This window comes from Salipiger aestuarii (assembly GCF_003259905.1).
GTDB lineage: Bacteria > Pseudomonadota > Alphaproteobacteria > Rhodobacterales > Rhodobacteraceae > Salipiger > Salipiger aestuarii.
Genome location: NZ_QLMG01000020.1, coordinates 41,997 through 64,302 on the forward strand (window position 1 = coordinate 41,997; position 22,306 = coordinate 64,302).

Here is a 22,306-nt window from a genome sequence, read left to right on the forward strand (position 1 = left end):
CGCGCCCCTGTTGCGTGCGCTGCCGGTGGCGGCGCGCTACAAGGCGGTGGCGATCTTGTCGGCCCCCAGCGCGCCGATCAGGATGGCGGCGGCGTTGGTATTGCCCGAAACGATCCGGGGCATGACGCTGGCATCGGCGATCGAAAGGTCAAGCGTTCCGTGCACGGCCATGGTGGCCGGATCGGTGACCGACATCGGATCGGTGCCCATCTTTGCAGTGCCAACGGGGTGGTAGATGCTGTCGGCGGTGGCGCGTACGACGGCGTCGAGCTCCGCGTCGGTCTGCACCTGGGCTCCGGGGCGCAGTTCCGTGCCTGAAAAGGCGGCGAGGGCGGGTTGCCGACACAGCTCCCGCAGCAGTTTCAGCCCGTCGCGCAACAGGGTGCGGTCGGTTTGCTCGGCCAGATAGTTCGGGTCGATCAACGGCTTGGCGAACGGGTCGGCAGAGCCAAGGCGCAGGGTGCCGCGGCTTTGGGGTTGCAGTTGTGTCACGTCGATGGCGAAGCCGTGGCCGCGATCGTCCGCGGTGGCGCCGTCAAACGCGAGCGCGTTGATGAAGTGAAGCTGCGTGTCCGGTGGGCCCTGGGTGTCGGAAAGACGCAGGAAAGCGCCCGCTTCAAGGCCCTGCCGCGTGCCGACGCCACGTCGGGTCAGCAGCCATTGCGCGCCCACCGCCAGGTTGTTGGGGAATTTCGCATGATCCCACAGCGACAGCGGCTGGGTCATGCGGTGCTTGACCTTGACTTCAAGGTGGTCGTGCAGGTTTTCGCCCACGCCGGGCAGGTCGGATGCCACCCGGATACCGTGGGCGCGCAGGTGGTCGGCCGGGCCGATGCCCGAAAGCATCAGCCATTGGGGGGTGCCGATGGCTCCGGTACACAGCACCACATGACCCGCGTGCAGCACCTTGTCCGCAAGGCGGATACCGGTGGCGCGGTTGCCCTGCATGGCCAGCCCGACGATCTGCGCGCCGGTGCGCAGGGCAAGGTTGGGGCGATCCCCTGCCAGCGCAAGATAGGCGGCGGCGCTGCGGCGTTTGCCCTGCCGGACGTTGACACGGAACCGGCCAAAGCCCTCGGTCCGGCCATCGACGGCGGCGTGTACGGGAAACCCGGCCTGGGCGCCGGCGTCGATGAAACCGTCATAGGCGGGGCCGCCCGGGGGCAGGGCGGGGGCCATCACGCGGGTGACCTCGTCAAGTGTGGGTTCGATATCGCTCCAGCTCCAGCCAGGCGCGCCGTTCGCCGCCCACCAGTCGTAATCGGCGGGGTGTCCGGTGACCCAGACCATCGCGTTGATGCCGGACGATCCGCCCAGCACCTTGCCGCGTGGCACATACAGGCTGCGCCCGTCCATATGGCGTTGCGGCACCGTGTCGTAATGCCAGTTGAACCGGGGGTGGGCGATGGCCTTGGCGACGCCGGCGGGCATTTGCACGAAGGGGTGGCGCCCCGTGGGGCCGGCCTCGACCAGCAGCACCTTGCAGGCGGGATCGCGGCTAAGCCGTTCGGCGGCGGCGCAGCCCGCGCTGCCCGCGCCGACGATGATGATGTCCCAGGTCATGCCAGCAGATCGCGCAGGGCGGTGTCGATGACGGCGGTATCGGGGGCGTTGCGCCCGCCGCCCGCGTAATGGCCCCAGACCGAATCGATCACCCGCAATTCGGCGTCGGGCATCTGTGCCACCTCGGCGGCATTATCCGCGGGGGGGAAATACAGGTCGGTGCGGCAAGGCAGAACGATCGACCGTGCGGTGATCGCCGCCAGCGCCGCCCTGCGATCGCCGTTGTAGATCGGGTTGGCCGAGATGTCGCACATCTGCCAGGTGCGGATCATCGACAGCATGTCATTGGCATCCAGCCCGTAATACATCGAATCCCAGGTGTTCTTCAGGTAGTCCTCGACCGAGACAAATCCCATGTCGCGCCACAGTTCCGCGCGAAACCAGTCCTGAGACAGCACCCACCCGGCCCAGACACGGCCCTTGGCGGTCAGACCGCGCCAGGGCTGTTCGGTGTAACGCCCCTGTTTCCAGGCCGGATCGGTGATCAGCGCGTGCTTTACCCCTTCGAGAAAGACGTAGGTGTGCCCGGCGGTGATGGCCTGACCGCAGAAACAGGCCATGGCGGCGACGCGGTCCGGGAACAGCGCCGCCCAGGTGTAGGCCTGCTGGCCTCCCATCGACCAGCCGCAGACAAGACGGACCCGGTCGATGCCGAACACCTCGCGCAGCAGCCTGTCCTGAAGCACGACGTTGTCGTACTGGGTGACGGTCGGGAAATCCGGGCCCGCCAGCGGGATCGCGGTGTTGGACGGCGACGACGACACCCCGTTGCCCAGCATGTTGGGCACCACGATGAAGTATTTCTCGGGGTCCAGCGCCAGGCCGTCGCCGATCAGGAATTCATTGTCCGCATGGGATCCGCCATAGCGGGTGGGGTAGACGATCACATTGTCCTTTGCGGCGTTCAGCGTGCCGTAGGTGGCATAGGCCAGCCGCGCCCCCCGGAGCGTGATGCCGCATTGCAGGGCGACATCGCCTGCCTCGAAAACCTCGAAAGGGGTCAGATCCGCGCTCATTCAGTCATTTCCTTGCAGGGCATTTGGGATGCGGCGTTGCCGGCCCCAGTTGTCAAAGATCTGCCGGGCGGCAGTGTTGAGGCAGGGCAGGCCTTCGACCACCTGCGATTGCAGCCGCTGCACGGCGGCGGGGCCGATGGACGCGGCGACGGCAATGTCGTGTTCCGGGATCGCCGCCCAGCCGCGCAGGGTGCGCTGTTCGATCTCGATGTGGACCTGCACAGAAAACGCGCGCGCGCCCCAGCTGATGGCCAAGGCAAACGCCAAAAATGGCATGTTGCGCGCCACCACCGCTTGGCGGATGTATGCCTTTTCGGGGGCGGCCAGGAAAACGCCTCTTCCTGCCAGACGTCCATCGGCCGGCCCATCACCCCAAGCGCATCGTAGCCGTCCAGCTGGGGCAGTGTGTCGCCCTCGTTGAGGTGGACGGCAAACCGTGTGTGGCCCGCAGCTTCGATCAGGGGCCGGAACGCGGCGGGATGTTCCAGCGGCTCGTGCTGAAGAACCAGAAAACGCATTTCGACAACCCCTGCAATCGGCACTGCCTCATCCGTGTGCAGCGCGCCCGTCCACCGATCACAGATTCCCACCCGGGGCCGGAATGAACAAGAAGAATGGTTGCGCAGGGGGAAATATTTGTGACCATCAGGAAAACTTGCCCAGAGCGATTGCAGATAACGGAGTATCGGGAAATGCGGATTTGCGTGATCGGCGCGGGGCCTTCGGGCCTTGCGCAGCTGCGGGCCTTTCAGGCCGCGCGCGAAAAGGGTGACGAGATCCCCGAGATCGTCTGCTACGAAAAACAGCCCGACTGGGGCGGGCTGTGGCGCTATGACTGGCGCACGGGCGTGGATGAATACGCCAACCCGGTGCACGGGTCGATGTATCGCTACCTGTGGACGAACGGCCCCAAAGAGGGGCTGGAATTCGCCGATTACACCTTTGACGAGCATTTCGGAAAGGCCATCGCCAGCTACCCGCCCCGCGCCGTGCTGTTCGACTATATCGAGGGGCGGATCAAAAAGGCCGGGGTGCGCGACTGGATCCGGTTTTCCACCGTGGTGCGCGATGTCAGCTTCGACGGCGCGTCGGGGTTGTTCACCGTCATCGCGCGCAACGGTGAAACCGACACCGAAAGCGCCGAAGACTTCGATCACGTCATCGTCGCCTCGGGGCATTTCTCATTCCCCAATGTGCCGTACTATCCCGGCTTCGAAGGCTTCAACGGGCGCATCCTGCACGCCCATGACTTCCGCGATGCGCGCGAATTCGAAGGCCGCGACCTGCTGATCCTCGGCACCTCCTATTCGGCCGAGGACGTCGGCTCGCAATGCTGGAAATACGGCGCAAAGTCGATCACCGTGGCGCATCGCACCGCGCCCATGGGCTATGACTGGCCGCAAAACTGGGCCGAAGTGCCGGCGTTGGAAAAGGTCGACGGCAAGACCGCCACCTTCAGGGACGGCACGACGAAAAAGGTCGACGCGATCATCCTGTGCACCGGCTACAAGCACCATTTCCCGTTTCTGGGCGACGATCTGCGGCTGAAAACCGCCAACCGGCTAGCTGCGAGCGATCTTTACAAGGGCGTGGTCTATACCGGCAATCCCCGGCTGTTCTACCTTGGCATGCAGGACCAGTGGTTCACCTTCAACATGTTCGACGCCCAGGCGTGGTGGGTGCGGGATTGCATCCTTGGCAGGATCTCCCTGCCGGATGCGGCGGACATGGCGGACGACTGGACACAGCGGCAAACCGACGAGGACGCGGTGGCCGACGACCACGACGCGATCGTCTACCAGGGCGATTACGTCAAGGAACTGATCGCCGAGACCGATTACCCCAGTTTCAACGTGGACGGCGCGACCGAGGCGTTCTTTGAATGGAAGAAGCACAAGAAAAAGGCGATCATGGCGTTCCGCGACAATGGCTATGTCTCGCCGATGACCGGCACCATGGCCCCGCCGCACCACACGCCGTGGCGCCATGCGCTGGATGACAGCCTGGATGCCTATCTGCAGACCGGGTCCGAGGCCGCGGAGTGATGGAAGTTGCCGCGCCAGAGCGGGGTGTGCGGACCCCCGGCCTGTCGCTGCCGCCGGGCATCGAACGCTATCCGGTGCCCGGCGGCGGGTCGCGCGCGGTTGAAATCCATGCGGGCGATATCATCACCGTGGAAAACCGCGAGGGCGGGCAGGTGGCCGAACTGGTCGCCTTTACCCCCGCCGGCGCGGGCGATCCGGGGCTGATCGGGGCATCCGGCAATACCGGCCCCGACGGGCTGAAGGCGACGCTGATGACATCGGTCTCGGGGCGCGGCGTGGCGCGGGCGCTGGGCGCGGCGGGCTTCGATCTGGGGCGCGCGCGGGCGGTGCGGGTGTTTGCCGACGGTGCGCGCGCGGGCGACAGCGCACGGTTCACCGCCCATGGCGACGGGCTGCTTGTCATCGGCGCGCCCGGCGGGCCGATGACCCCCGATGCGCAGGACACGGTGACCGACCTTTTGCTGTGGATCAAGCGCGCCGATCCAGCCATGTCCAGGGGTGCGCACATTGCCCCCGATCCGCTGGCCGATCCGCTGATCGACCGCAACATCGCCCCCGGCGAGGCGTTGATCTACGAGGTGCCCAAGGGCGCCTTCATTCAGGTGCTCGACGTACAGGGCCGCGAGTGTTCGGATTTCCAGGCGTTCAGCGCGCGCAGCCTCGACAGGGGCATCCCGCGCGAAATCGACCCGACCGCCACCCGTTCCATGACGGGGCGCGTCTACCCCAAGCCCGGCCTCGCCGCGAAATACTGGACCGTCGATTTCGAACCGCTGATCGAGATCGTACAGGACAGTTGCGGGCGGCACGATACCTTTGGGCTGGCCTGTACCGCACGGTCCTACGAAGACATGGGGTATTTCGGGCATGTGAACTGCACCGACAACATCAATGCCTCGCTTGGCCCCTACGGCGTTCGGCCCCGCGCCGGCTGGCCCGCGATCAACTTTTTCTTCAACACGCTGCTGGACGCCGACCATGGCATCGTCACCGACGAGCCATGGAGCCGCCCCGGCGATTACGTTCTGCTGCGCGCGCTGAGCGATCTGGTCTGCGTGTCGACCGCGTGCCCCGATGACATCGGCCCGGCCAATGGCTGGACCCCCACCGACATCCAGCTGCGCACATATGGCGCGGGGCAGGATTTCCGCCGTTCCATCGGCTGGCGCAAACGACCGGAGGACGACGTGGAGCACACCAAGGAGACGGGCTTTCATGCCCGCTTTGCCGCCCACACGCAGGATTTCGTGGACTATAACGGGTATTGGCTGGCCAACAGCTTTCCGGGGGTCGGCACCTTGGGCGAATACTGGGCCTGCCGGGAAAAGGTGGCGATCATGGATCTGTCGCCGCTGCGCAAATTCGAGATCACCGGCCCCGATGCCGGGGCGCTGATGAACGCCTGCGTCACCCGCAACATCGAAAAACTCAGCACGGGGCAGGTGGTCTATACCGCTGTGTGTGCCGAACATGGCGGCATGATCGACGACGGCACGGTGTTTCGCCTTGGCGATCACAACTTTCGCTGGATCGGGGGCAGCGACGGGTCGGGGCTGTTCCTGCGCGAACAGGCGCGGCGGCTGGACCTCAATGCGCATGTGCGCAGCTCGACCGACCAGCTGCACAACGTCGCCCTGCAAGGGCGCCATTCCCGCGCCATCCTGACCGAACTGTTCTGGACCGCGCCCGACAAGACCGCACTGGCCGATCTGGGCTGGTTCCGGTTCACCATCGCGCGGCTGGGCGGTTTCCAGGGCACCCCCGTGATGATCTCGCGCACCGGCTATACCGGCGAGCTGGGCTATGAGGTCTTCTGTCACCCCAAGGACGCCCCCGAGGTGTTCGACGCACTCTGGGCGGCGGGCAGGCCATACGGGCTGCAACCGCTGGGGCTTGCCGCGCTGGACATGCTGCGCATCGAATCCGGGCTGGCCTTTGCGGGCCATGAATTCGACGATGCCACCGATCCGTTCGAGGCGGGCATCGGCTTTACCGTGCCGCTGAAAAGCAAGGAGGCGGATTTTTCGGGCAAGGCCGCGCTGCTGGATCGCAAGGCGCATCCGCAGCGCAAGCTGGTGGGCCTGGACATCGACGCCTCGACCGTACCGGCGCATGGCGATTGCGTGCGTCTGGGGCGGGTGCGGGTGGGGGTGGTGACCAGCGCGACCCGCGCGCCGATCCTTGGCAAGACCATCGCGCTGGCCCGCGTCGAAGCCATCCACGCAAGGCCGGGTACCGAACTGGAGATCGGCCAGCTGGACGGGCACCAGAAACGGCTGACCGCGCGCGTGGTGCCCTTTCCGCATTTCGATCCCGCGAAATCCCGCGCCAAAGGCGACTACGGCGCATGACCCCCGAGGATCGCGTGCGCGCGCTTGACCTGTGGTCCGGTCCCGTCGACATCGCACCGCTGACGGGGGGGATCACCAACCGCAACTTCGTGGTGACGGATGCCGGCGCGCGCTACGTTGTGCGGCTGGGGCAGGACATTCCCGAACATATGGTGATGCGCTGGAACGAACGCGCGCTGAGCCGCGTGGCGGCGGAGGCGGGCCTGTCTCCCGCCCTGCGCCATGCCGAACCGGGGGTGATGGTCACCGATTTCGTCGCCTCGACCGCGCTGGGTGCGGACGATCTGCACGACCCCCAGACCCTGCGCGACGTGGTCGCGCTGGTGGGCCGTGTCCACCGCGACATGACGCGCCGTATCTGCGGGCCTGTACTGACGTTCTGGGTGTTTCATGTGCTGCGCAGTTACGCGCGGTTTCTCGGGAACGCCGGGTCTGTTCACGCCGCCCGCGTGCCGTCGCTGATGGACGGGGCGGCGGAGCTGGAGCAGGCGGTCGGTCAGATCGACCTGGTTCTGGGGCACAACGACCTGCTGCCGCAAAACATCCTGCGCGGACGGGACCGGCTGTGGCTGGTCGATTGGGAATATGGCGGGTTCAACACGCCGCTGTTCGATCTGGGCGGGCTGGCCGGCAACTCGGGGCTTTCCGAAGGGGCGGAACACGAGATGCTGAGCCTTTATCTGGGGCGCGCGCCGGACACCGATTACCTGCGCCGCTATGGCGCGATGAAATGCGCCTCGCTCTTGCGCGAGGTGATGTGGTCCATGGTGTCCGAGATCACCTCGGACATCGACTTCGATTACGCGGGATACACCGGCGAAAACCTCGCGCGCTACGCCGCCGCCCTTGCAGACTGGAACGCCCGATGACGTTCCCGACCCACGCCCGCGCCGTTATCGTCGGGGGCGGCATTATCGGCTGTTCCACCGCCTATCACCTGGCCAGACTGGGCTGGGACGTGGTCTTGCTGGAACGCCACAAGCTGACCTCGGGGACCACCTTTCACGCGGCCGGGCTGGTGGGGCAGCTGCGCGGCTCGGCCAACATCACCGAGCTTCTGGGCTATTCGGTCAGGCTGTACGAGACGCTTGAGGCAGAGACCGGGCAGGCGACCGGATGGAAGCGCAACGGCGGTCTGCGCCTTGCCTGCAACGCCGAACGCTGGACCGAGGTCAAACGTCAGGCCACCACCGCGCGCAGCTTTGGTCTGGACATGCAACTGCTGACCCCGTCCGAGGCGCAGGATCTGTGGCCCCTGATGGATGTGTCGGACGTGATCGGCGCCGCCTATCTGCCCACCGACGGGCAGGCCAACCCGTCCGACATCACCCTGTCGCTGGCCAGGGGCGCGCGCATGGCGGGGGCGCGCATCGTCGAGGATTGCGCGGTGCTGTCCGTCGCCCGCGAAAAGGGCGTCATCACCGGGGTTCACACGTCGAACGGCTTTATCAGGGCCGGTATCGTCATCGCCTGCTGCGGACAATGGACCCGCGATTTCGCCGCGCCTCTGGGGGTTGCCGTGCCGCTGATGTCGATGGAACATCAGTACATGGTGACCGAACCCATAGCGGGCGTGACCCGCGATCTGCCCACCCTGCGCGACCCCGACCGCCTGACCTACTGGAAGGAAGAAGTCGGCGGCCTGGTCATGGGCGGGTACGAGCCGAACCCCAAGCCCTGGGCCATTTCGGGCATTCCCGAAGGGTTTCACTACACGCTGCTTGACAGCGATTACGGCCATTTCGAACAGATCATGGAACTGGCGCTGGGCCGGGTGCCCGCCTTGCAGACCGCCGGGATCAAGACGCTGACCAACGGCCCCGAAAGCTTTACCCCGGATGGCAATTTCATTCTGGGCGAGGCACCGGAACAGCCGGGGTTCTTTGTGGGCGCGGGGTTCAACGCCTTCGGCATCGCGTCGGGCGGCGGGGCGGGCATGGCGCTGGCGGAATGGGTCGCCAGGGGCGAGCCGCCGATGGACCTGTGGCCCGTGGATATACGCCGCTTTGGCCGGTCGCATTTCGATGCCGACTGGGTGCGCAGCCGCACCATCGAGGCCTATGGCAAGCATTACACCATGGCCTGGCCGTCCGAGGAACACGACAGCGCCCGCCCCGGCCGCCGCTCGCCGCTGTATGACAGACTGAAAGCGCGCGGCGCGGTGTTTGGCGAAAAGCTGGGGTGGGAACGGCCGAACTGGTTCGCCGCCCCCGGCGAGGTGGCGCAGGACATCTACAGCTATCAGCGCCCCAACTGGCACGATGCGGTGGGCCGCGAACACCGCGCCGCGCGCACGGCGGCGGCGCTGATCGACCAGACCTCGTTCGCCAAGTTCATGCTGCAGGGGCCGGATGCGCAAACCGCGCTGCAATGGGTCTGCGCGGGCGATGTCAGCGGGCCGGTGGGCACGCTGACCTACACGCAAATGCTGAACGACCGCGGCGGGATCGAGGCCGATCTGACCGTGGTGCGCACCGGGCCTGACGCGTTCTACATCGTCACCGGCACCGGCTTTGCCACGCGCGACTTCGACTGGATCCGGCGCGGGCTTTTGGACGCGAACGCGCAGCTGATCGACGTGACTTCTGGGTACGCGGTTCTGTCGCTGATGGGGCCGCGGGCGCGCGACATCCTGTCTGCAGTGACGTGGGCGGACCTGTCCAACGCCGCATTTCCGTTTGGCACGGCGCAGACCCTTGCCATCGCGGGCGCCCCGGTGCGCGCCCTGCGGGTGTCCTATGTGGGCGAGCTGGGATGGGAGCTGCACCTGCCGACAGAATACGCCCAAACCGTATACGAAGCCCTGCATTCGGCAGGGGCCGGGCATGGCCTGATCGACGCGGGCTATCGCGCCATCGAAACCCTGCGGCTGGAAAAGGGCTATCGCGCCTGGGGCGCCGACATCGGTCCCGACACCACCCCGCTTGAGGCGGGCCTTGGCTTTGCCGTGGCGTTCGGCACCGCGTTTCGCGGCAGGGACGCGTTGCTGGCGCAGCGTGCGGCGGGCCTTGGCAAGCGCCTGGTCATCGTGACCGCCGCGCGGGATGTGATCCTGTGGGGGCGCGAGACGGTGTTTCGCGATGGCGCGCGTGTCGGCTATCTTGGTTCGGGGGGCTTTGGCCATACGCTGAACAGATCAGTCGGGCTGGGCTATGTGCGCCGCCGCGAAGGCGTGTCGAAGGACTGGATCCTGTCCGGCCGCTACGAACTGGAGGTCGCGGGCACCCGTGTGCCTTGCGACGTCACCCTGTCGCCGCCTTACGATCCCGCCGGTTTGCGGGTAAAATCCTGATGGGCAGAGGGGGGGCGGGCGCCCGGCAATGGCTTGACACGACCCGCCCCGCACCCGCACGAGGGGAGTCCCCCAAGGACGGACACAACATGAAAAGCGCACCTGAAAGCAAGCTCACCCAGAACCCGCACGCGGTGCGCGACCTGCGCGAAAAGAACCTTGAGGTGGCAATCGGGCGCCAGGTGCGCGATCTGCGCAAGCGCCAGCGCATGACCGGCTCGGAACTGGCGCAGCAGACCGGGCTGTCGGTGGGGATGCTGTCCAAGATCGAAAACGGGGTGATCTCGCCTTCGCTCAACACGTTGCAGGCACTGGCCAACGCCCTGAGGGTGCCGCTGGTGCAGCTGTTTTCGGGGTTCGAGGAACCGCGCGGTGCGATGCATGTCAAGGCCGGGCAGGGCGCCGAGATCGAACGCGCCGGCACCCGCGCCGGGCATCAGTACAACCTGCTGGGCCATATCGGGTCGAACAATTCGGGGGTTGTGGTCGAACCCTACCTCATCACGCTCGACAGCGCGTCGGACCGGTTTCCGGCGTTCCAGCATGAGGGGATCGAACTGATCTACATGCTCGACGGGGTGATCGACTATCGCCACGGCGACCGGCTTTACCTGCTGGAACCGGGGGATTCGCTGCTGTTTGATTCCGATGCGCCGCACGGGCCCGAAGTGCTGGTGGACATTCCGGCGCGCTACCTGTCGATCATCACCTACCCGCAGATGCGCTAGCGGAGATAGCGCAAGCAACGGTCAGACGGGGCGTTTTTGCGCATCACCGGACGGCGCCCGTTGCGCAAGACAGACCTGCGGCAACGCATGTGCAGGCAAACGCTGGCTTAGCAGGTCGCAGTTTGCGGGATCATTGCCATCGACCCGACTGGTCCCCTGTCCGCAGCCGCCAAGTATGGCGAGCGTCGCAAAGCCAATCAGCACGCGCCGCCGAGACTTTCGAAGTTGACCCATTGATTTGCAAGACGCCATTCGTTTTCCTTGTCGCGATTTGTGGTGAGCGTAAGTTTGACGGCAACCCAGCCGGTCAACATGGGCGGCTCTAAGGGCAGTTCGAACAAGATGCTGACCTTTTCCCCAGCTGCGAGGGTTTGTCCAAGCGCGCCTGCAAGCCTGGTCGAATCCGCCGGATCGGGGCGCGCCGAAACATAGGCGTCGGTTACTTCAAAGGGCCATGTTCCGATATTGGTCAGGGTCAGTTCGCCTTTTGCGACACAATCGGTGACGGCCACGAACCTCAGGTCTGTGTCAACGCCAGGCGTATGTTCCAATCGCATGAAAAAGAAGGCGGCACCAACACCGACGCCGCAAATGACTGCGAGTTTCTGGACCAGTCCCAGAAGCCTGTCCAAGGTTTCAACCCATGTGGTCCGCTTGAAACCGCTTTCCACGATACGCGCTCCGGGATTGCTTTTATCAGACGTAGACTGTGGGAAGCTGCTGTTTGACGCAACCTTTTACCGTGTTGGCAATGGGGCTAGCGGACAGCGAAGCCAAAGACTGATCCGGCAGTCCGGCGAGGGTGCTACAATTTTAGGCTTACGGCAAGCTTTGCGAGATGTTTTCCCTAAGTGAAATTATTTTCCTTGCAGTAAATATCACCGCATGGCACTCCGGTTTGCGATGGCGGGCGTACATGGCTCGGACCGGTTGCAACGGAGAGAAAACCAATGTGTGGCATTGTCGGACTCTTCCTCAAGAAGGAAGATCTGCGCCCCAGGCTGGGCGACATGCTTGCGGATATGCTGATCACCATGTCCGATCGCGGCCCGGACAGCGCGGGCATCGCGATCTATGGCGATCAGGGCGACGGGCACAAGATCACCGTGCAGTCCGATACGCCGGACACGGCGTTTGACGGCCTGGACACCGCGCTGGGCGATAGACTTGGCGCCCCGGTGACGATGAAAACCAACGACACCCACGCGGTGCTGACCGTCCCGGCGGAGGCGCTGGAGGCGACCGGCGCGTTCCTGGAAGCGCGCGGGCTGCGCATCATGGGCGTCGGCGAGGCGATGGAGATCTATAAGGAAACCGGCCTGCCGCGCGATGTCGCCACCCGCTTTGGCCTGCGCGCCATGGGGGGCAGCCACGGCATCGGCCACACCCGGATGGCGACCGAAAGCGCGGTCACCACGCTGGGCGCGCATCCCTTCAGCACCGATGCCGACCAGTGCCTCGTGCACAATGGGTCGCTGTCGAACCACAACACCATGCGCCGTGTTCTGGCGCAAAAGGGCTTTGCCCCGAAAACCGAAAACGACACCGAGGTCGCCGCGTGCTACATCTCGTCCCGCATCGCCGAGGGCGCCAATCTGGGCGAGGCGCTGAGCGGAACGCTGGAGGATCTTGACGGGTTCTTCACCTTTGTCATGGGCACCAAGACCGGTTTTGGCGTGGTGCGCGACCCCATCGCCTGCAAGCCCGCGGTGATGGCCGAAACCGACGATTACGTCGCCTTTGGCAGCGAATACCGCGCCTTCGCCGGTCTTCCGGGGATCGATTCCGCCCGCGTGTGGGAACCCGAACCCGCCACCGTCTATTTCTGGGAGCGCTGAGCCATGATCGCGACCGTACAGGCCGTCTCTGACGTGCAGATCCTCGACATGGAGCAGATCGAACTGCGAGAGGTCAACGCGACGCTGCAACGGGCGCCGTCGACCAATTACACGCAGTTCGAAATCCTCAACACCCGCGGCAGCCACGCCATCGCCGTGGGGCTCGATGCCGAAATCGAGGTCATCGTGAAGGGGTCCACCGGCTATTACTGCGCGGGCATGAACCAGCGCGCCACGGTGCATGTGACCGGCTCGGTCGGACCGGGCGTGGCCGAAAACATGATGAGCGGCACGGTCATCGTCGATGGCGACGCATCGCAATACGCCGGGGCCACCGCGCACGGCGGGCTGCTTGTCATCAAGGGCAACGCCAGTTCGCGCTGCGGCATTTCGATGAAGGGCATCGACATCGTGGTGCATGGCAACATCGGCCACATGTCCGCCTTCATGGCGCAAAAGGGCAACCTTGTGGTGCTTGGCGATGCGGGCGATGCGCTGGGCGACAGCCTGTACGAGGCGCGGCTGTTCGTGCGCGGTTCGGTCAAATCGCTGGGCGCGGATTGCATCGAAAAGGAAATGCGCGCCGAACATCTCGACATCCTCGCCGATCTGCTGGCCCGCGCGGGGGCGGACGCAAAACCGCAGGATTTCAAACGCTACGGCTCGGCCCGCAAGCTGTATCATTTCAACGTCGACCACGCCGACGCATACTGAAGGACACGGGCATGAACGACACTCCGCAGACAATGCCGCGCCAGTCCTGGACGTTCTCCAACGAGGTGAACGCCGAGATCCGCCGCGCCGCCCATACCGGCATCTACGACATTCGCGGCGGGGGGGCCAAACGCCGCGTGCCGCATTTCGACGACCTGCTGTTTCTGGGCGCGTCGATGTCGCGCTACCCGCTCGAAGGCTACCGCGAGAAATGCGAAACCGGAGTGACCCTCGGCACCCGTTTTGCCAGCAAACCGATCGAGCTGAAGATTCCGATCACCATCGCGGGCATGTCGTTCGGCTCGCTTTCCGGCCCCGCGAAAGAGGCGCTGGGGCGCGGCGCTTCCCTTGCGGGCACCTCGACCACCACGGGCGACGGCGGCATGACCGAAGAGGAACGCGGCCATAGCGAAAAGCTGGTCTACCAGTACCTGCCAAGCCGCTACGGCATGAATCCCGACGATCTGCGCCGCGCCGACGCCATCGAGGTGGTCGTGGGGCAGGGCGCCAAGCCCGGCGGCGGCGGCATGCTGCTGGGGCAAAAGATCACCGAACGCGTCGCGGGAATGCGCGATTTGCCGATCGGCATCGACCAACGTTCGGCCTGCCGTCACCCCGACTGGACAGGCCCGGACGATCTGGAGATCAAGATCCTGGAACTGCGCGAGATCACCAGCTGGGAAAAGCCGATCTACATCAAGATCGGCGGCGCGCGCCCCTATTACGACGTTGCGCTCAGTGTCAAGGCGGGGGCGGACGTGATCGTGCTTGACGGCATGCAGGGCGGCACGGCGGCCACGCAGGACGTGTTCATCGAAAATGTCGGCACTCCGACGCTGGCCTGCATCCGCCCGGCGGTCAGGGCGCTTCAGGATCTGGGGATGCACCGCAAGGTGCAACTCGTGGTGTCGGGCGGCATCCGCACCGGCGCCGATGTGGCCAAGGCGCTGGCACTGGGGGCGGATGCGGTCAGTATCGGCACGGCGGCGCTGGTCGCCCTGGGCGACAACGATCCGAAATGGGAACAGGAATACCGCGCCCTCGGGACCACCACCGGCGCCTATGACGACTGGCACGAAGGCCGCGACCCCGCGGGTATCACCACCCAGGACCCCGACCTGATGGCCCGGCTCGATCCCGTCGAAGCCGGCCGGCGCCTGCGCAACTACCTGAACGTGCTGACGCTGGAATGCCAGACCCTCGCCCGCGCCTGCGGCAAGAGCCATGTGCACAATCTTGAACCCGAAGACCTGGTCGCGCTGACCATCGAAGCCGCCGCCATGGCGCAGGTGCCGCTTGCCGGAACCGACTGGATTCCGGGCAAGGGCGGGTTCTGAAATGCTGAAACCCGGGCGAAAGCTTCCGGTTTCCAATCGCCCCGAATATTCTGGGGGTATGGGGGGGAAACCGCCACCCGGTCGGATCGCCGCAAGGCGGTGCGAAACAGGACAAAACGACAGGGATACCCCATGAGCGACCTCGCCGCCTTCGCCCGGGAAAAGGGCGTGAAATATTTCATGATCTCCTACACCGACCTTTTCGGCGGCCAGAGGGCAAAGCTGGTGCCGGCTCAGGCCATCGCGGGCATGGTGCAGGACGGGGCGGGCTTTGCCGGGTTCGCCACCTGGCTCGACCTGACGCCCGCCCATGCCGACATGCTTGCCATGCCCGACCCCGAAACCGTCATCCAGCTGCCATGGAAACCAGACGTCGCCTGGGTCGCCGCCAATCTCGTCATGGACGGCGAGGAGGTCGCGCAGGCCCCCCGCAACGTGCTGCGCAAGCTGGTGAGCGAGGCCGCCGACAAGGGGCTGCGCGTCAAGACCGGCATCGAGGCGGAGTTCTTTCTGCTCACCCCCGAGGGCGATGCCATCTCGGATGCCGCCGACACCGCCGAAAAACCCTGCTACGACCAGCAGGCGGTGATGCGCCGCTACGAGGTGATCGCCGAGATCTGCGACTACATGCTCGCCCTCGGCTGGGGGCCGTACCAGAACGACCACGAGGACGCCAACGGCCAGTTCGAGATGAACTGGGATTTCGACGATGCGCTGGTCACCGCCGACCGCCACAGTTTTTTCAAATTCATGGTGAAATCGGTCGCCGAAAACCATGGCTTCCGCGCAACGTTCATGCCCAAACCCATCGAAGGTCTCACGGGCAACGGCTGCCACGCCCATATCTCGGTCTGGGACAATGCCGGGACCACCAACGCCTTTGCCGACGACAGCAGGGATCTGGGCCTGTCGGACAAGGGCCGCGCCTTCCTTGGCGGCATCATGAAACACGCCACCGCCATGGCGGCGATCACCAATCCGACGGTGAACAGCTACAAGCGGATCAACGCACCGCGCACCGTGTCGGGCGCGACCTGGGCGCCCAACACCGTCACCTGGACCGGCAACAACCGCACCCATATGGTGCGCGTGCCGGGCCCGGGCCGGTTCGAACTGCGCCTGCCGGACGGGGCGGCCAACCCTTACCTGTTGCAGGCGGTGATCATCGCCACCGGCCTGTCTGGCCTTGCCACCGACGCCGACCCCGGCCCGCGCCATGACATCGACATGTACGCCGAAGGGCACAAGATCACCGATGCGCCCCGGCTGCCGCTCAACATGCTGGACGCGATCAGGGCCTTCGATGAAGACACCGAGCTGAAAGCCATGCTGGGCGGCGACTTTGCCCAGGCCTTCATCACGCTCAAGCGGCGCGAATGGGACAGATTCGTTTCGCATTTCTCGGCCTGGGAACGGGCCAACACGCTGGACATCTGAGGCCGGGCGCAAAAATTCTTATGCTAAGAATTTTTCCCCGCCCGACCGTCCGTTCAGGAGACCGACCTCACCATGCAGTTCAACGGCTTGCGCCTGCTTTGGGAAGGGTTGACCGGCCACAAGGGCTGGGGGCCTTTGTGGCGCGACCCGGATCCGAAGCCCGAGTATGACATCCTCGTCGTGGGCGGCGGCGGGCACGGGCTTGCCACCGCCTATTACCTTGCCAGCATCTTTGGTCAGGCGCGGGTGGCGGTGCTGGAAAAGGGCTGGTTGGGGTCGGGCAACATCGGGCGCAACACCACGATCATCCGGTCGAACTATCTGCTGCCGGGCAACGAGCCGTTCTACGAGTTTTCCATGAAGCTGTGGGAAGGGCTGGAGCAGGAATTCAACTTCAACGCCATGGTCAGCCAGCGCGGCATCCTGAATCTGTGCCACAGCGACGGGCAGCGCGATGCCTTCCGTCGCCGGGGCAATGCGATGCTGCTGGCGGGGGCCGATGCCGAGCTGTTGGACCGGGACGGCGTGCGGGCGATGTACCCCTACTTGAACTTCGCCAACGCGCGCTTTCCGATCAAGGGCGGTCTGTTGCAGCGACGGGCGGGCACCGCGCGCCATGACGGGGTGGCGTGGGGCTATGCGCGGGGGGCCGACCGAAAGGGTGTCGACATCATCCAGAATTGCGAGGTGACCGGCTTTCGCATCGACGGCGGTGCCGTGCGGGGCGTCGAGACCACACGCGGCTATATCGGCGCGAAAAAGGTCGGCGTGGCGGTTGCGGGATCGACGGGGCGGGTGATGGCCCATGCGGGGATGCGCCTGCCGATCGAAAGCCATGTGCTGCAGGCGTTCGTGTCCGAAGGGCTCAAGCCGATCATCGACGGGGTCATCACATTTGGGGCGGGGCATTTCTATGTCAGCCAGTCCGACAAGGGCGGTCTGGTGTTCGGCGGCGACATCGACGGGTACAATTCCTATGCGCAGCGCGGCAACCTGCCAGCGGTCGAAGACGTCGCCGAATGCGGCATGGCCATTCTGCCGGCGCTGGGCCGTGCCCGCCTGCTGCGCAGCTGGGGCGGCACCACGGACATGTCGATGGATGGATCGCCCATTATCGACGCGACGCCGGTGCAGGGGCTCTATCTGAACGCGGGCTGGTGTTACGGCGGGTTCAAGGCGACCCCGGCATCGGGGTATGCTTTTGCGCATCTGCTGGCCACGGGGCGCCCGCACGACACCGCCACCGCCTTTCGACTCGATCGCTTCGCGCGCGGCTGTCCCATCGATGAAAACGGCGCCGGCGCCCAGCCGAACCTGCACTGAGGTCGACATGCTGATCCCCCATCCTCTTCTCGGTCCTCGCGACGCCCAGGAATTCACCTATCTGGGCGACGCCGCCTTGCTGAACCGCCCCGAGGGCGGCGATGAGGCGGCGTTCCACGCCTACACCCACCTGCGCGACAATCCGGCGGGGCCGCACCGCGAGCTGTGGTACCACGAGCAGGGCGACCGGTCCTGGCTTGTGGTCACCCGTGACACGGCGACCCATGAAATCGTTGCCGCCGAACTGGCAATGGACGTCAAGGGGGCCGCACGATGACGCGCATTCCGGGCGGGCTGGTGGATCGCAGCCGCACGCTGTCCTTTACCTTTGACGGCACGCGATACGAGGGGCATCCCGGCGACACGCTGGCATCGGCGCTGATGGCGAACGGCGTGCGGCTCGTCGGGCGCAGCTTCAAGTATCATCGCCCGCGCGGGATCTTCAGCGCGGGGTCAGAAGAACCCAACGCCCTGGTCACCTTGCGCAGCGGTGCGCGCGCCGAACCCAACACCCGCGCCACTTGCGTCGAGCTGTATGACGGGCTGGCGGCCACCAGCCAGAACCGCTGGCCCTGCCTGGATTTCGACGCGCTGGCGGTAAACGACATCGCGTCGCCGTTCCTGGCCGCCGGGTTCTATTACAAGACCTTCATGTGGCCAAAGCCGTTCTGGGAAAAGCTGTACGAGCCTCTGATCCGTCGCGCCGCCGGGCTTGGCGCGTTGGGACGCGACCCTGACCCCGACGCTTATGACAAGGGGTTCCTGCACTGCGATCTGCTGGTGATCGGGGGGGGCGCGGCGGGGCTTGCCGCCGCGCTGACGGCGGGCCGGGCGGGCGCCAGCGTCATCCTCGCGGATGAGGATTTCCGGCTGGGGGGGCGGCTTTTGATGGAAAGCCACCTTCTGGATGACGGCCCCGCCGCCGCCTGGGTCGCCGCCGCCGAGGCTGACCTCGATACCATGCCCAATGTGCGCATCCTGCGCCGCACCACGGTATTCGGCAGCTACGATCACGGCATATTCGGCGCAATCGAACGGGTGGGCGACCACCTGCCGCGCCCCGAGACCGTGCGCCAGACCCTGTGGCGTATCACCGCCCGGCACAGCATACTGGCGGCGGGCGCGACCGAACGGCACATCCCGTTTGCCGACAACGACCGCCCCGGCATCCTGCTGGGCGGGGCGTTGCGCGCCTATGTCAATCGCTGGGGCGTGACCCCGCAGGCGCGCGACAGCGACCGCGTCGCCATTTTCACCGACAACGACGACGGGCATCGCACCGCGGCAGACCTCGTGGCCAGGGGCGTGCCCGTGCTGGCGGTGATCGACCCGCGCAGAGATGCCCGCCGCTTCGGCGAATACCAGTTGTTCAGCGGCGCGACCGTGACCGGTTCGACCGGGCGTCGCAGTCTGACGTCGATCGAGATCACGCGCGACGGGCGCAGCGACGTGCTGGAATGCGCGGTGCTTGGCGTGTCAGGCGGGTGGAACCCCAACGTGCATCTGGCCTCGCACCACCGGGGCCGCCCGCAGTGGTCGCAGGCTCATCAGGCGTTCCTGCCGCCCGCCGATCTGCCGCCCGGTATGGCCGTCGCGGGGGCCGCCGCGGGCCACGGCAGCCCCCACGCGGCGCTGCGCTCGGGGGCGCAAACCGCCGCGCGGCTGTTGGATTGCAGCGCCGCTCTGCTGCCCCACGCCGAGGATGCGCCGCTTTGCCAACTCCCTTTGTGGCATGTTCCCGGCAGGGGCCGTGCCTGGGTCGATTTCCAGAGCGACGTTACGGTCAAGGACATCGCGCTGGCCCACCGCGAAAACATGCGCAGCGTCGAACATCTGAAACGCTGGACCACGCTTGGCATGGCGACGGATCAGGGCAAGACGGCGAATGTCACGGCCCTGGGGGTGATGGCCGAACTGACGGGCGCGAGCGTTGCGCAAACCGGCACCACGGTCTTTCGCCCGCCCTATACGCCGGTGGCGCTGGCGGCGTTGGGGGGCGGCGACAGCGGCATGACCTTCCGGCCCACGCGTTTGACGCCGACCCATGGCTTTGCGGTCGCGCACGGGGCGCGCCTTGTCGAGGCGGGCCAGTGGATGCGTGCGCAGATGTTTCCACGCGCGGGCGAAACCCACTGGCGCGACACGGTCGATCGCGAGGTGATGGCGGTGCGCGCGGGCGTAGGGCTGTGCGACGTGACCACGCTGGGCAAGATCGACGTGCAGGGTGCGGATGCGGGGGCGTTTCTGGACCGGATCTATTGCAACGCCATGGCCTCGCTAAGGGTGGGCAAGGTGCGCTATGGGCTGATGCTGCGCGAGGACGGTTTCGCCTATGACGACGGCACCTGCGCGCGGCTGGCAGACACGCATTACGTCGTGACCACGACCACCGCGAACGCCGGGCTGGTCTATAGCCGGATGGAATTTGCGCGCCAGTGCCTGTGGCCCGATCTGGACGTGCAGCTGATTTCGACCACCGACGCCTGGGCGCAGATCGCCGTGGCCGGGCCGAAATCCCGCGCACTGCTGGAGCGCGTCGTGGACGGGTTCGACATGTCCAACGCGGCGGTCCCGTTCATGTCCTGCGCGGCGCTGACGGTCTGCGGCGGGGTCAGGGCCCGGCTGTTCCGGATCTCGTTCTCGGGCGAGCTGGCCTATGAAATCGCCGTGCCCGCGCGCTATGGCAATGCGCTGATGGCGCGGCTGGCCGATCTGGGGCAGGACCTGGGGGTGACGCCCTACGGCACCGAGGCGCTGTCGGTGCTGCGCATCGAAAAGGGCCATGCGGCGGCTGCCGAACTGAACGGGCAGACCACCGCGCAGATGGTGGGGATGGGGCGGATGGTGTCCACCAGGAAGGACAGCATCGGCGCGGTGATGTCGCGGCGCAAAGGGCTTGTGTCCGACACCCGGCGGCTTGTCGGTCTGCGCGCCATCGACCCCGCGGCGCGCATTCCGGCGGGGGCGCATCTGTTCGCGCAGGGGGCGGCGCGCGTCACCGCGACCGATCAGGGTTGGGTGACGTCGGCCTGCTGGTCGCCGCATCTGAAAACCCCCATCGCGCTGGGGTTTCTGGCCGACGGCGCCGAACGCATGGGCGAGACCATCGTGGCCGCCAACCCGCTGGAAGGCGACGAGGTCACGCTGACCGTGACCTCGCCCCATTTCATCGACCCCGAAGGAGACCGTCTGCGTGGCTGACCCAACCCTCGCCGCAACGCCCCGGCTGATCCCCCTGTGCGCGCTTGGCGGCGAAATTCCGCGCCAGACCAGCTTTGGTGCGCTGACCCTGATCGAACGCCCGGACGTGGCGCTGGCGTCTCTGGCGCCGCGGGGGGGGATGGCCACGCCCGCCCCCTTCGGGCTGACCCTGCCGCAGCCGGGGCGATGCGCCAGCGCAGGCGACATGACTGCCCTCTGGTCCGGACCGGGACAATGGATGATCGCCGCCGACGGGCAGGCCGACACCGATTTCGCCGCCGCCGTGCAGGCACAGGCGCCGGGCGCGTCGGTCACCGACCAGACCGATGGCTGGGTGTGGATCGACATCGCCTCCGCCGCGCGCGGCGCCCCCCTTGACCGGCTGCTGGAAAAGCTGGTGAACCTGCCGCCTGCCGCGCTGCAACCGGGGCGCGCGGCACGCACGGGCTTGCATCACCTCGGCGTCTTCGTCATGCGTCAGGGCGCCGACCGGCTGGCGGTGCTGGGCATGCGCTCGGCCGCGGGCAGCCTGTGGCACGCCCTGACGCAAGCGGCACAAAGACTGGAGACGCGCCCATGACCAAATTCGCCCTGACTGTGACCTGCCCCTCGACGCGGGGCATCGTCGCGGCCATCGCCGCGTTCCTGTCGGAGCAAGGCTGCAACATCACCGACAGCTCGCAGTTCGACGATTTCGAGACGGGTAATTTTTTCATGCGCGTCAGCGTGATTTCGGAAACCGGCACGACGCTGGACGCGCTGACGGTGCGCTTTGCCGAGACTGCCAAAGCCTTTGGCATGGATTACGAATTCCATGACGAAGCGGTGAAGATGAAGGTCGTCATCATGGTGTCGCGGTTCGGGCATTGCCTGAACGACCTGCTGTACCGGGTGCGCATCGGCGCATTGCCCATCGACATCGCGGCGGTGATTTCCAACCACATGGATTATCAGAAAGTCGTGGTGAACCATGACATTCCGTTTCACTGCATTCGCGTGACCAGGGACAACAAGCCCGCGGCCGAAGCACGGATCATGGAGGTGGTCGAGGAAACCGGGGCCGAGCTGATCGTGCTGGCGCGCTACATGCAGATCCTTTCGGACCGGATGTGCCGGACCATGTCGGGGCGCATCATCAACATCCACCATTCGTTCCTGCCTTCGTTCAAGGGGGCCAATCCCTACAAGCAGGCGTTCGAACGGGGGGTAAAGCTGATCGGGGCAACCTCGCACTACGTCACCGCCGATCTGGACGAAGGGCCGATCATCGAACAGGACACGGTGCGCGTGACCCATGCGCAATCGCCCGAGGACTACGTTTCACTGGGCCGCGATGTCGAAGCGCAGGTGCTGGCGCGGGCGATCCACGCGCATATCCATCGGCGGGTGTTCCTGAACGGGAACAAGACGGTGGTGTTTCCGGCGTCTCCGGGCAGCTATGCCTCCGAAAGGATGGGCTGA

The 22,306-nt window shown here is 65.9% G+C and carries 18 protein-coding genes; 14 read left to right on the plus strand and 4 right to left on the minus strand.

Going from position 1 to position 22,306, the window contains the following annotated elements:
- Nucleotides 1-36 precede the first annotated feature (36 nt).
- From ATI53_RS11930 to ATI53_RS11940, 3 genes are read right to left on the minus strand one after another with little or no spacing between them, the layout of a single operon-like run.
- Nucleotides 37-1,563 carry a GMC family oxidoreductase gene (locus tag ATI53_RS11930; protein ID WP_111550479.1) on the minus strand — a complete coding sequence of 509 codons (1,527 nt, stop codon included), beginning with the start codon at nucleotides 1,561-1,563 and terminating at the stop codon, nucleotides 37-39.
- Nucleotides 1,560-2,579 carry an alpha/beta fold hydrolase gene (locus ATI53_RS11935; protein ID WP_190323928.1) on the minus strand — a complete coding sequence of 340 codons (1,020 nt, stop codon included), beginning with the start codon at nucleotides 2,577-2,579 and terminating at the stop codon, nucleotides 1,560-1,562. Before ATI53_RS11935 ends, ATI53_RS11930 begins: the two co-directional genes overlap by 4 nt.
- Nucleotides 2,580-2,855 carry a hypothetical protein gene (locus ATI53_RS11940; protein ID WP_146609915.1) on the minus strand — a complete coding sequence of 92 codons (276 nt, stop codon included), beginning with the start codon at nucleotides 2,853-2,855 and terminating at the stop codon, nucleotides 2,580-2,582.
- A gap of 416 nt (nucleotides 2,856-3,271) precedes the next feature.
- On the opposite strand from ATI53_RS11940, the gene ATI53_RS11945 reads away from it, so the two are divergent.
- From ATI53_RS11945 to ATI53_RS11965, 5 genes are all read left to right on the plus strand, one after another.
- Complete coding sequence (locus ATI53_RS11945; protein WP_111550481.1) at nucleotides 3,272-4,624, plus strand: trimethylamine monooxygenase; 1,353 nt, start codon at nucleotides 3,272-3,274, stop codon at nucleotides 4,622-4,624.
- On the plus strand, nucleotides 4,624-6,975 hold the full coding sequence (locus ATI53_RS11950; RefSeq protein ID WP_111550482.1) for a trimethylamine N-oxide demethylase: 2,352 nt from the start codon (nucleotides 4,624-4,626) through the stop codon (nucleotides 6,973-6,975). The genes ATI53_RS11945 and ATI53_RS11950 overlap by 1 nt, the downstream gene beginning before the upstream one ends.
- Nucleotides 6,972-7,844 carry a choline/ethanolamine kinase family protein gene (locus ATI53_RS11955; RefSeq protein ID WP_009503497.1) on the plus strand — a complete coding sequence of 291 codons (873 nt, stop codon included), beginning with the start codon at nucleotides 6,972-6,974 and terminating at the stop codon, nucleotides 7,842-7,844. The genes ATI53_RS11950 and ATI53_RS11955 overlap by 4 nt, the downstream gene beginning before the upstream one ends.
- Nucleotides 7,841-10,267: a GcvT family protein gene (locus ATI53_RS11960; protein WP_111550483.1), complete on the plus strand. Its 2,427-nt coding sequence runs from the start codon at nucleotides 7,841-7,843 to the stop codon at nucleotides 10,265-10,267. The genes ATI53_RS11955 and ATI53_RS11960 overlap by 4 nt, the downstream gene beginning before the upstream one ends.
- Nucleotides 10,268-10,356: 89 nt before the next feature.
- The gene (locus ATI53_RS11965) at nucleotides 10,357-10,995 is read left to right on the plus strand and encodes a helix-turn-helix domain-containing protein (protein ID WP_009503499.1); all 639 of its coding nucleotides are present in this window, start codon (nucleotides 10,357-10,359) and stop codon (nucleotides 10,993-10,995) included.
- A 197-nt stretch (nucleotides 10,996-11,192) separates the two neighbouring features.
- On the opposite strand, the gene ATI53_RS11970 is transcribed toward ATI53_RS11965, so the two are convergent.
- A complete protein-coding gene (locus ATI53_RS11970; RefSeq protein ID WP_009503500.1) occupies nucleotides 11,193-11,666 on the minus strand; it encodes a hypothetical protein in 474 nt (157 codons plus the stop codon).
- A 279-nt stretch (nucleotides 11,667-11,945) separates the two neighbouring features.
- Between ATI53_RS11970 and ATI53_RS11975 the strand changes: the two genes are divergently transcribed.
- The 9 genes from ATI53_RS11975 to purU all read left to right on the plus strand — a co-directional run bounded on the left by ATI53_RS11975 (nucleotide 11,946) and on the right by purU (nucleotide 22,306).
- Nucleotides 11,946-12,833, plus strand: a complete 888-nt coding sequence (locus tag ATI53_RS11975; protein WP_111550484.1) for a class II glutamine amidotransferase — start codon at nucleotides 11,946-11,948, stop codon at nucleotides 12,831-12,833.
- 3 nt (nucleotides 12,834-12,836) lie between these two features.
- Nucleotides 12,837-13,547, plus strand: coding sequence for a GltB/FmdC/FwdC-like GXGXG domain-containing protein (locus ATI53_RS11980; protein ID WP_375342737.1), 711 nt, complete (start codon nucleotides 12,837-12,839; stop codon nucleotides 13,545-13,547).
- An 11-nt stretch (nucleotides 13,548-13,558) separates the two neighbouring features.
- Nucleotides 13,559-14,884 (plus strand): FMN-binding glutamate synthase family protein, encoded by a 1,326-nt coding sequence (locus ATI53_RS11985; protein ID WP_111550485.1) that lies wholly within the window; start codon nucleotides 13,559-13,561, stop codon nucleotides 14,882-14,884.
- A gap of 132 nt (nucleotides 14,885-15,016) precedes the next feature.
- Nucleotides 15,017-16,321, plus strand: a complete 1,305-nt coding sequence (gene glnT, locus ATI53_RS11990; RefSeq protein WP_009503504.1) for a type III glutamate--ammonia ligase — start codon at nucleotides 15,017-15,019, stop codon at nucleotides 16,319-16,321.
- Nucleotides 16,322-16,393: 72 nt separating this feature from the next.
- Entirely contained in the window at nucleotides 16,394-17,644 is a 1,251-nt protein-coding gene (locus ATI53_RS11995; protein WP_009503505.1) for a sarcosine oxidase subunit beta family protein, read from the plus strand.
- Nucleotides 17,645-17,651: 7 nt separating this feature from the next.
- Nucleotides 17,652-17,921, plus strand: a complete 270-nt coding sequence (locus ATI53_RS12000) for a sarcosine oxidase subunit delta (protein ID WP_009503506.1) — start codon at nucleotides 17,652-17,654, stop codon at nucleotides 17,919-17,921.
- Nucleotides 17,918-20,845, plus strand: a complete 2,928-nt coding sequence (locus tag ATI53_RS12005; RefSeq protein ID WP_111550486.1) for a sarcosine oxidase subunit alpha family protein — start codon at nucleotides 17,918-17,920, stop codon at nucleotides 20,843-20,845. Before ATI53_RS12000 ends, ATI53_RS12005 begins: the two co-directional genes overlap by 4 nt.
- The gene (locus ATI53_RS12010) at nucleotides 20,838-21,425 is read left to right on the plus strand and encodes a sarcosine oxidase subunit gamma (RefSeq protein ID WP_009503508.1); all 588 of its coding nucleotides are present in this window, start codon (nucleotides 20,838-20,840) and stop codon (nucleotides 21,423-21,425) included. Before ATI53_RS12005 ends, ATI53_RS12010 begins: the two co-directional genes overlap by 8 nt.
- Nucleotides 21,422-22,306, plus strand: a complete 885-nt coding sequence (gene purU, locus ATI53_RS12015; protein WP_009503509.1) for a formyltetrahydrofolate deformylase — start codon at nucleotides 21,422-21,424, stop codon at nucleotides 22,304-22,306. The genes ATI53_RS12010 and purU overlap by 4 nt, the downstream gene beginning before the upstream one ends.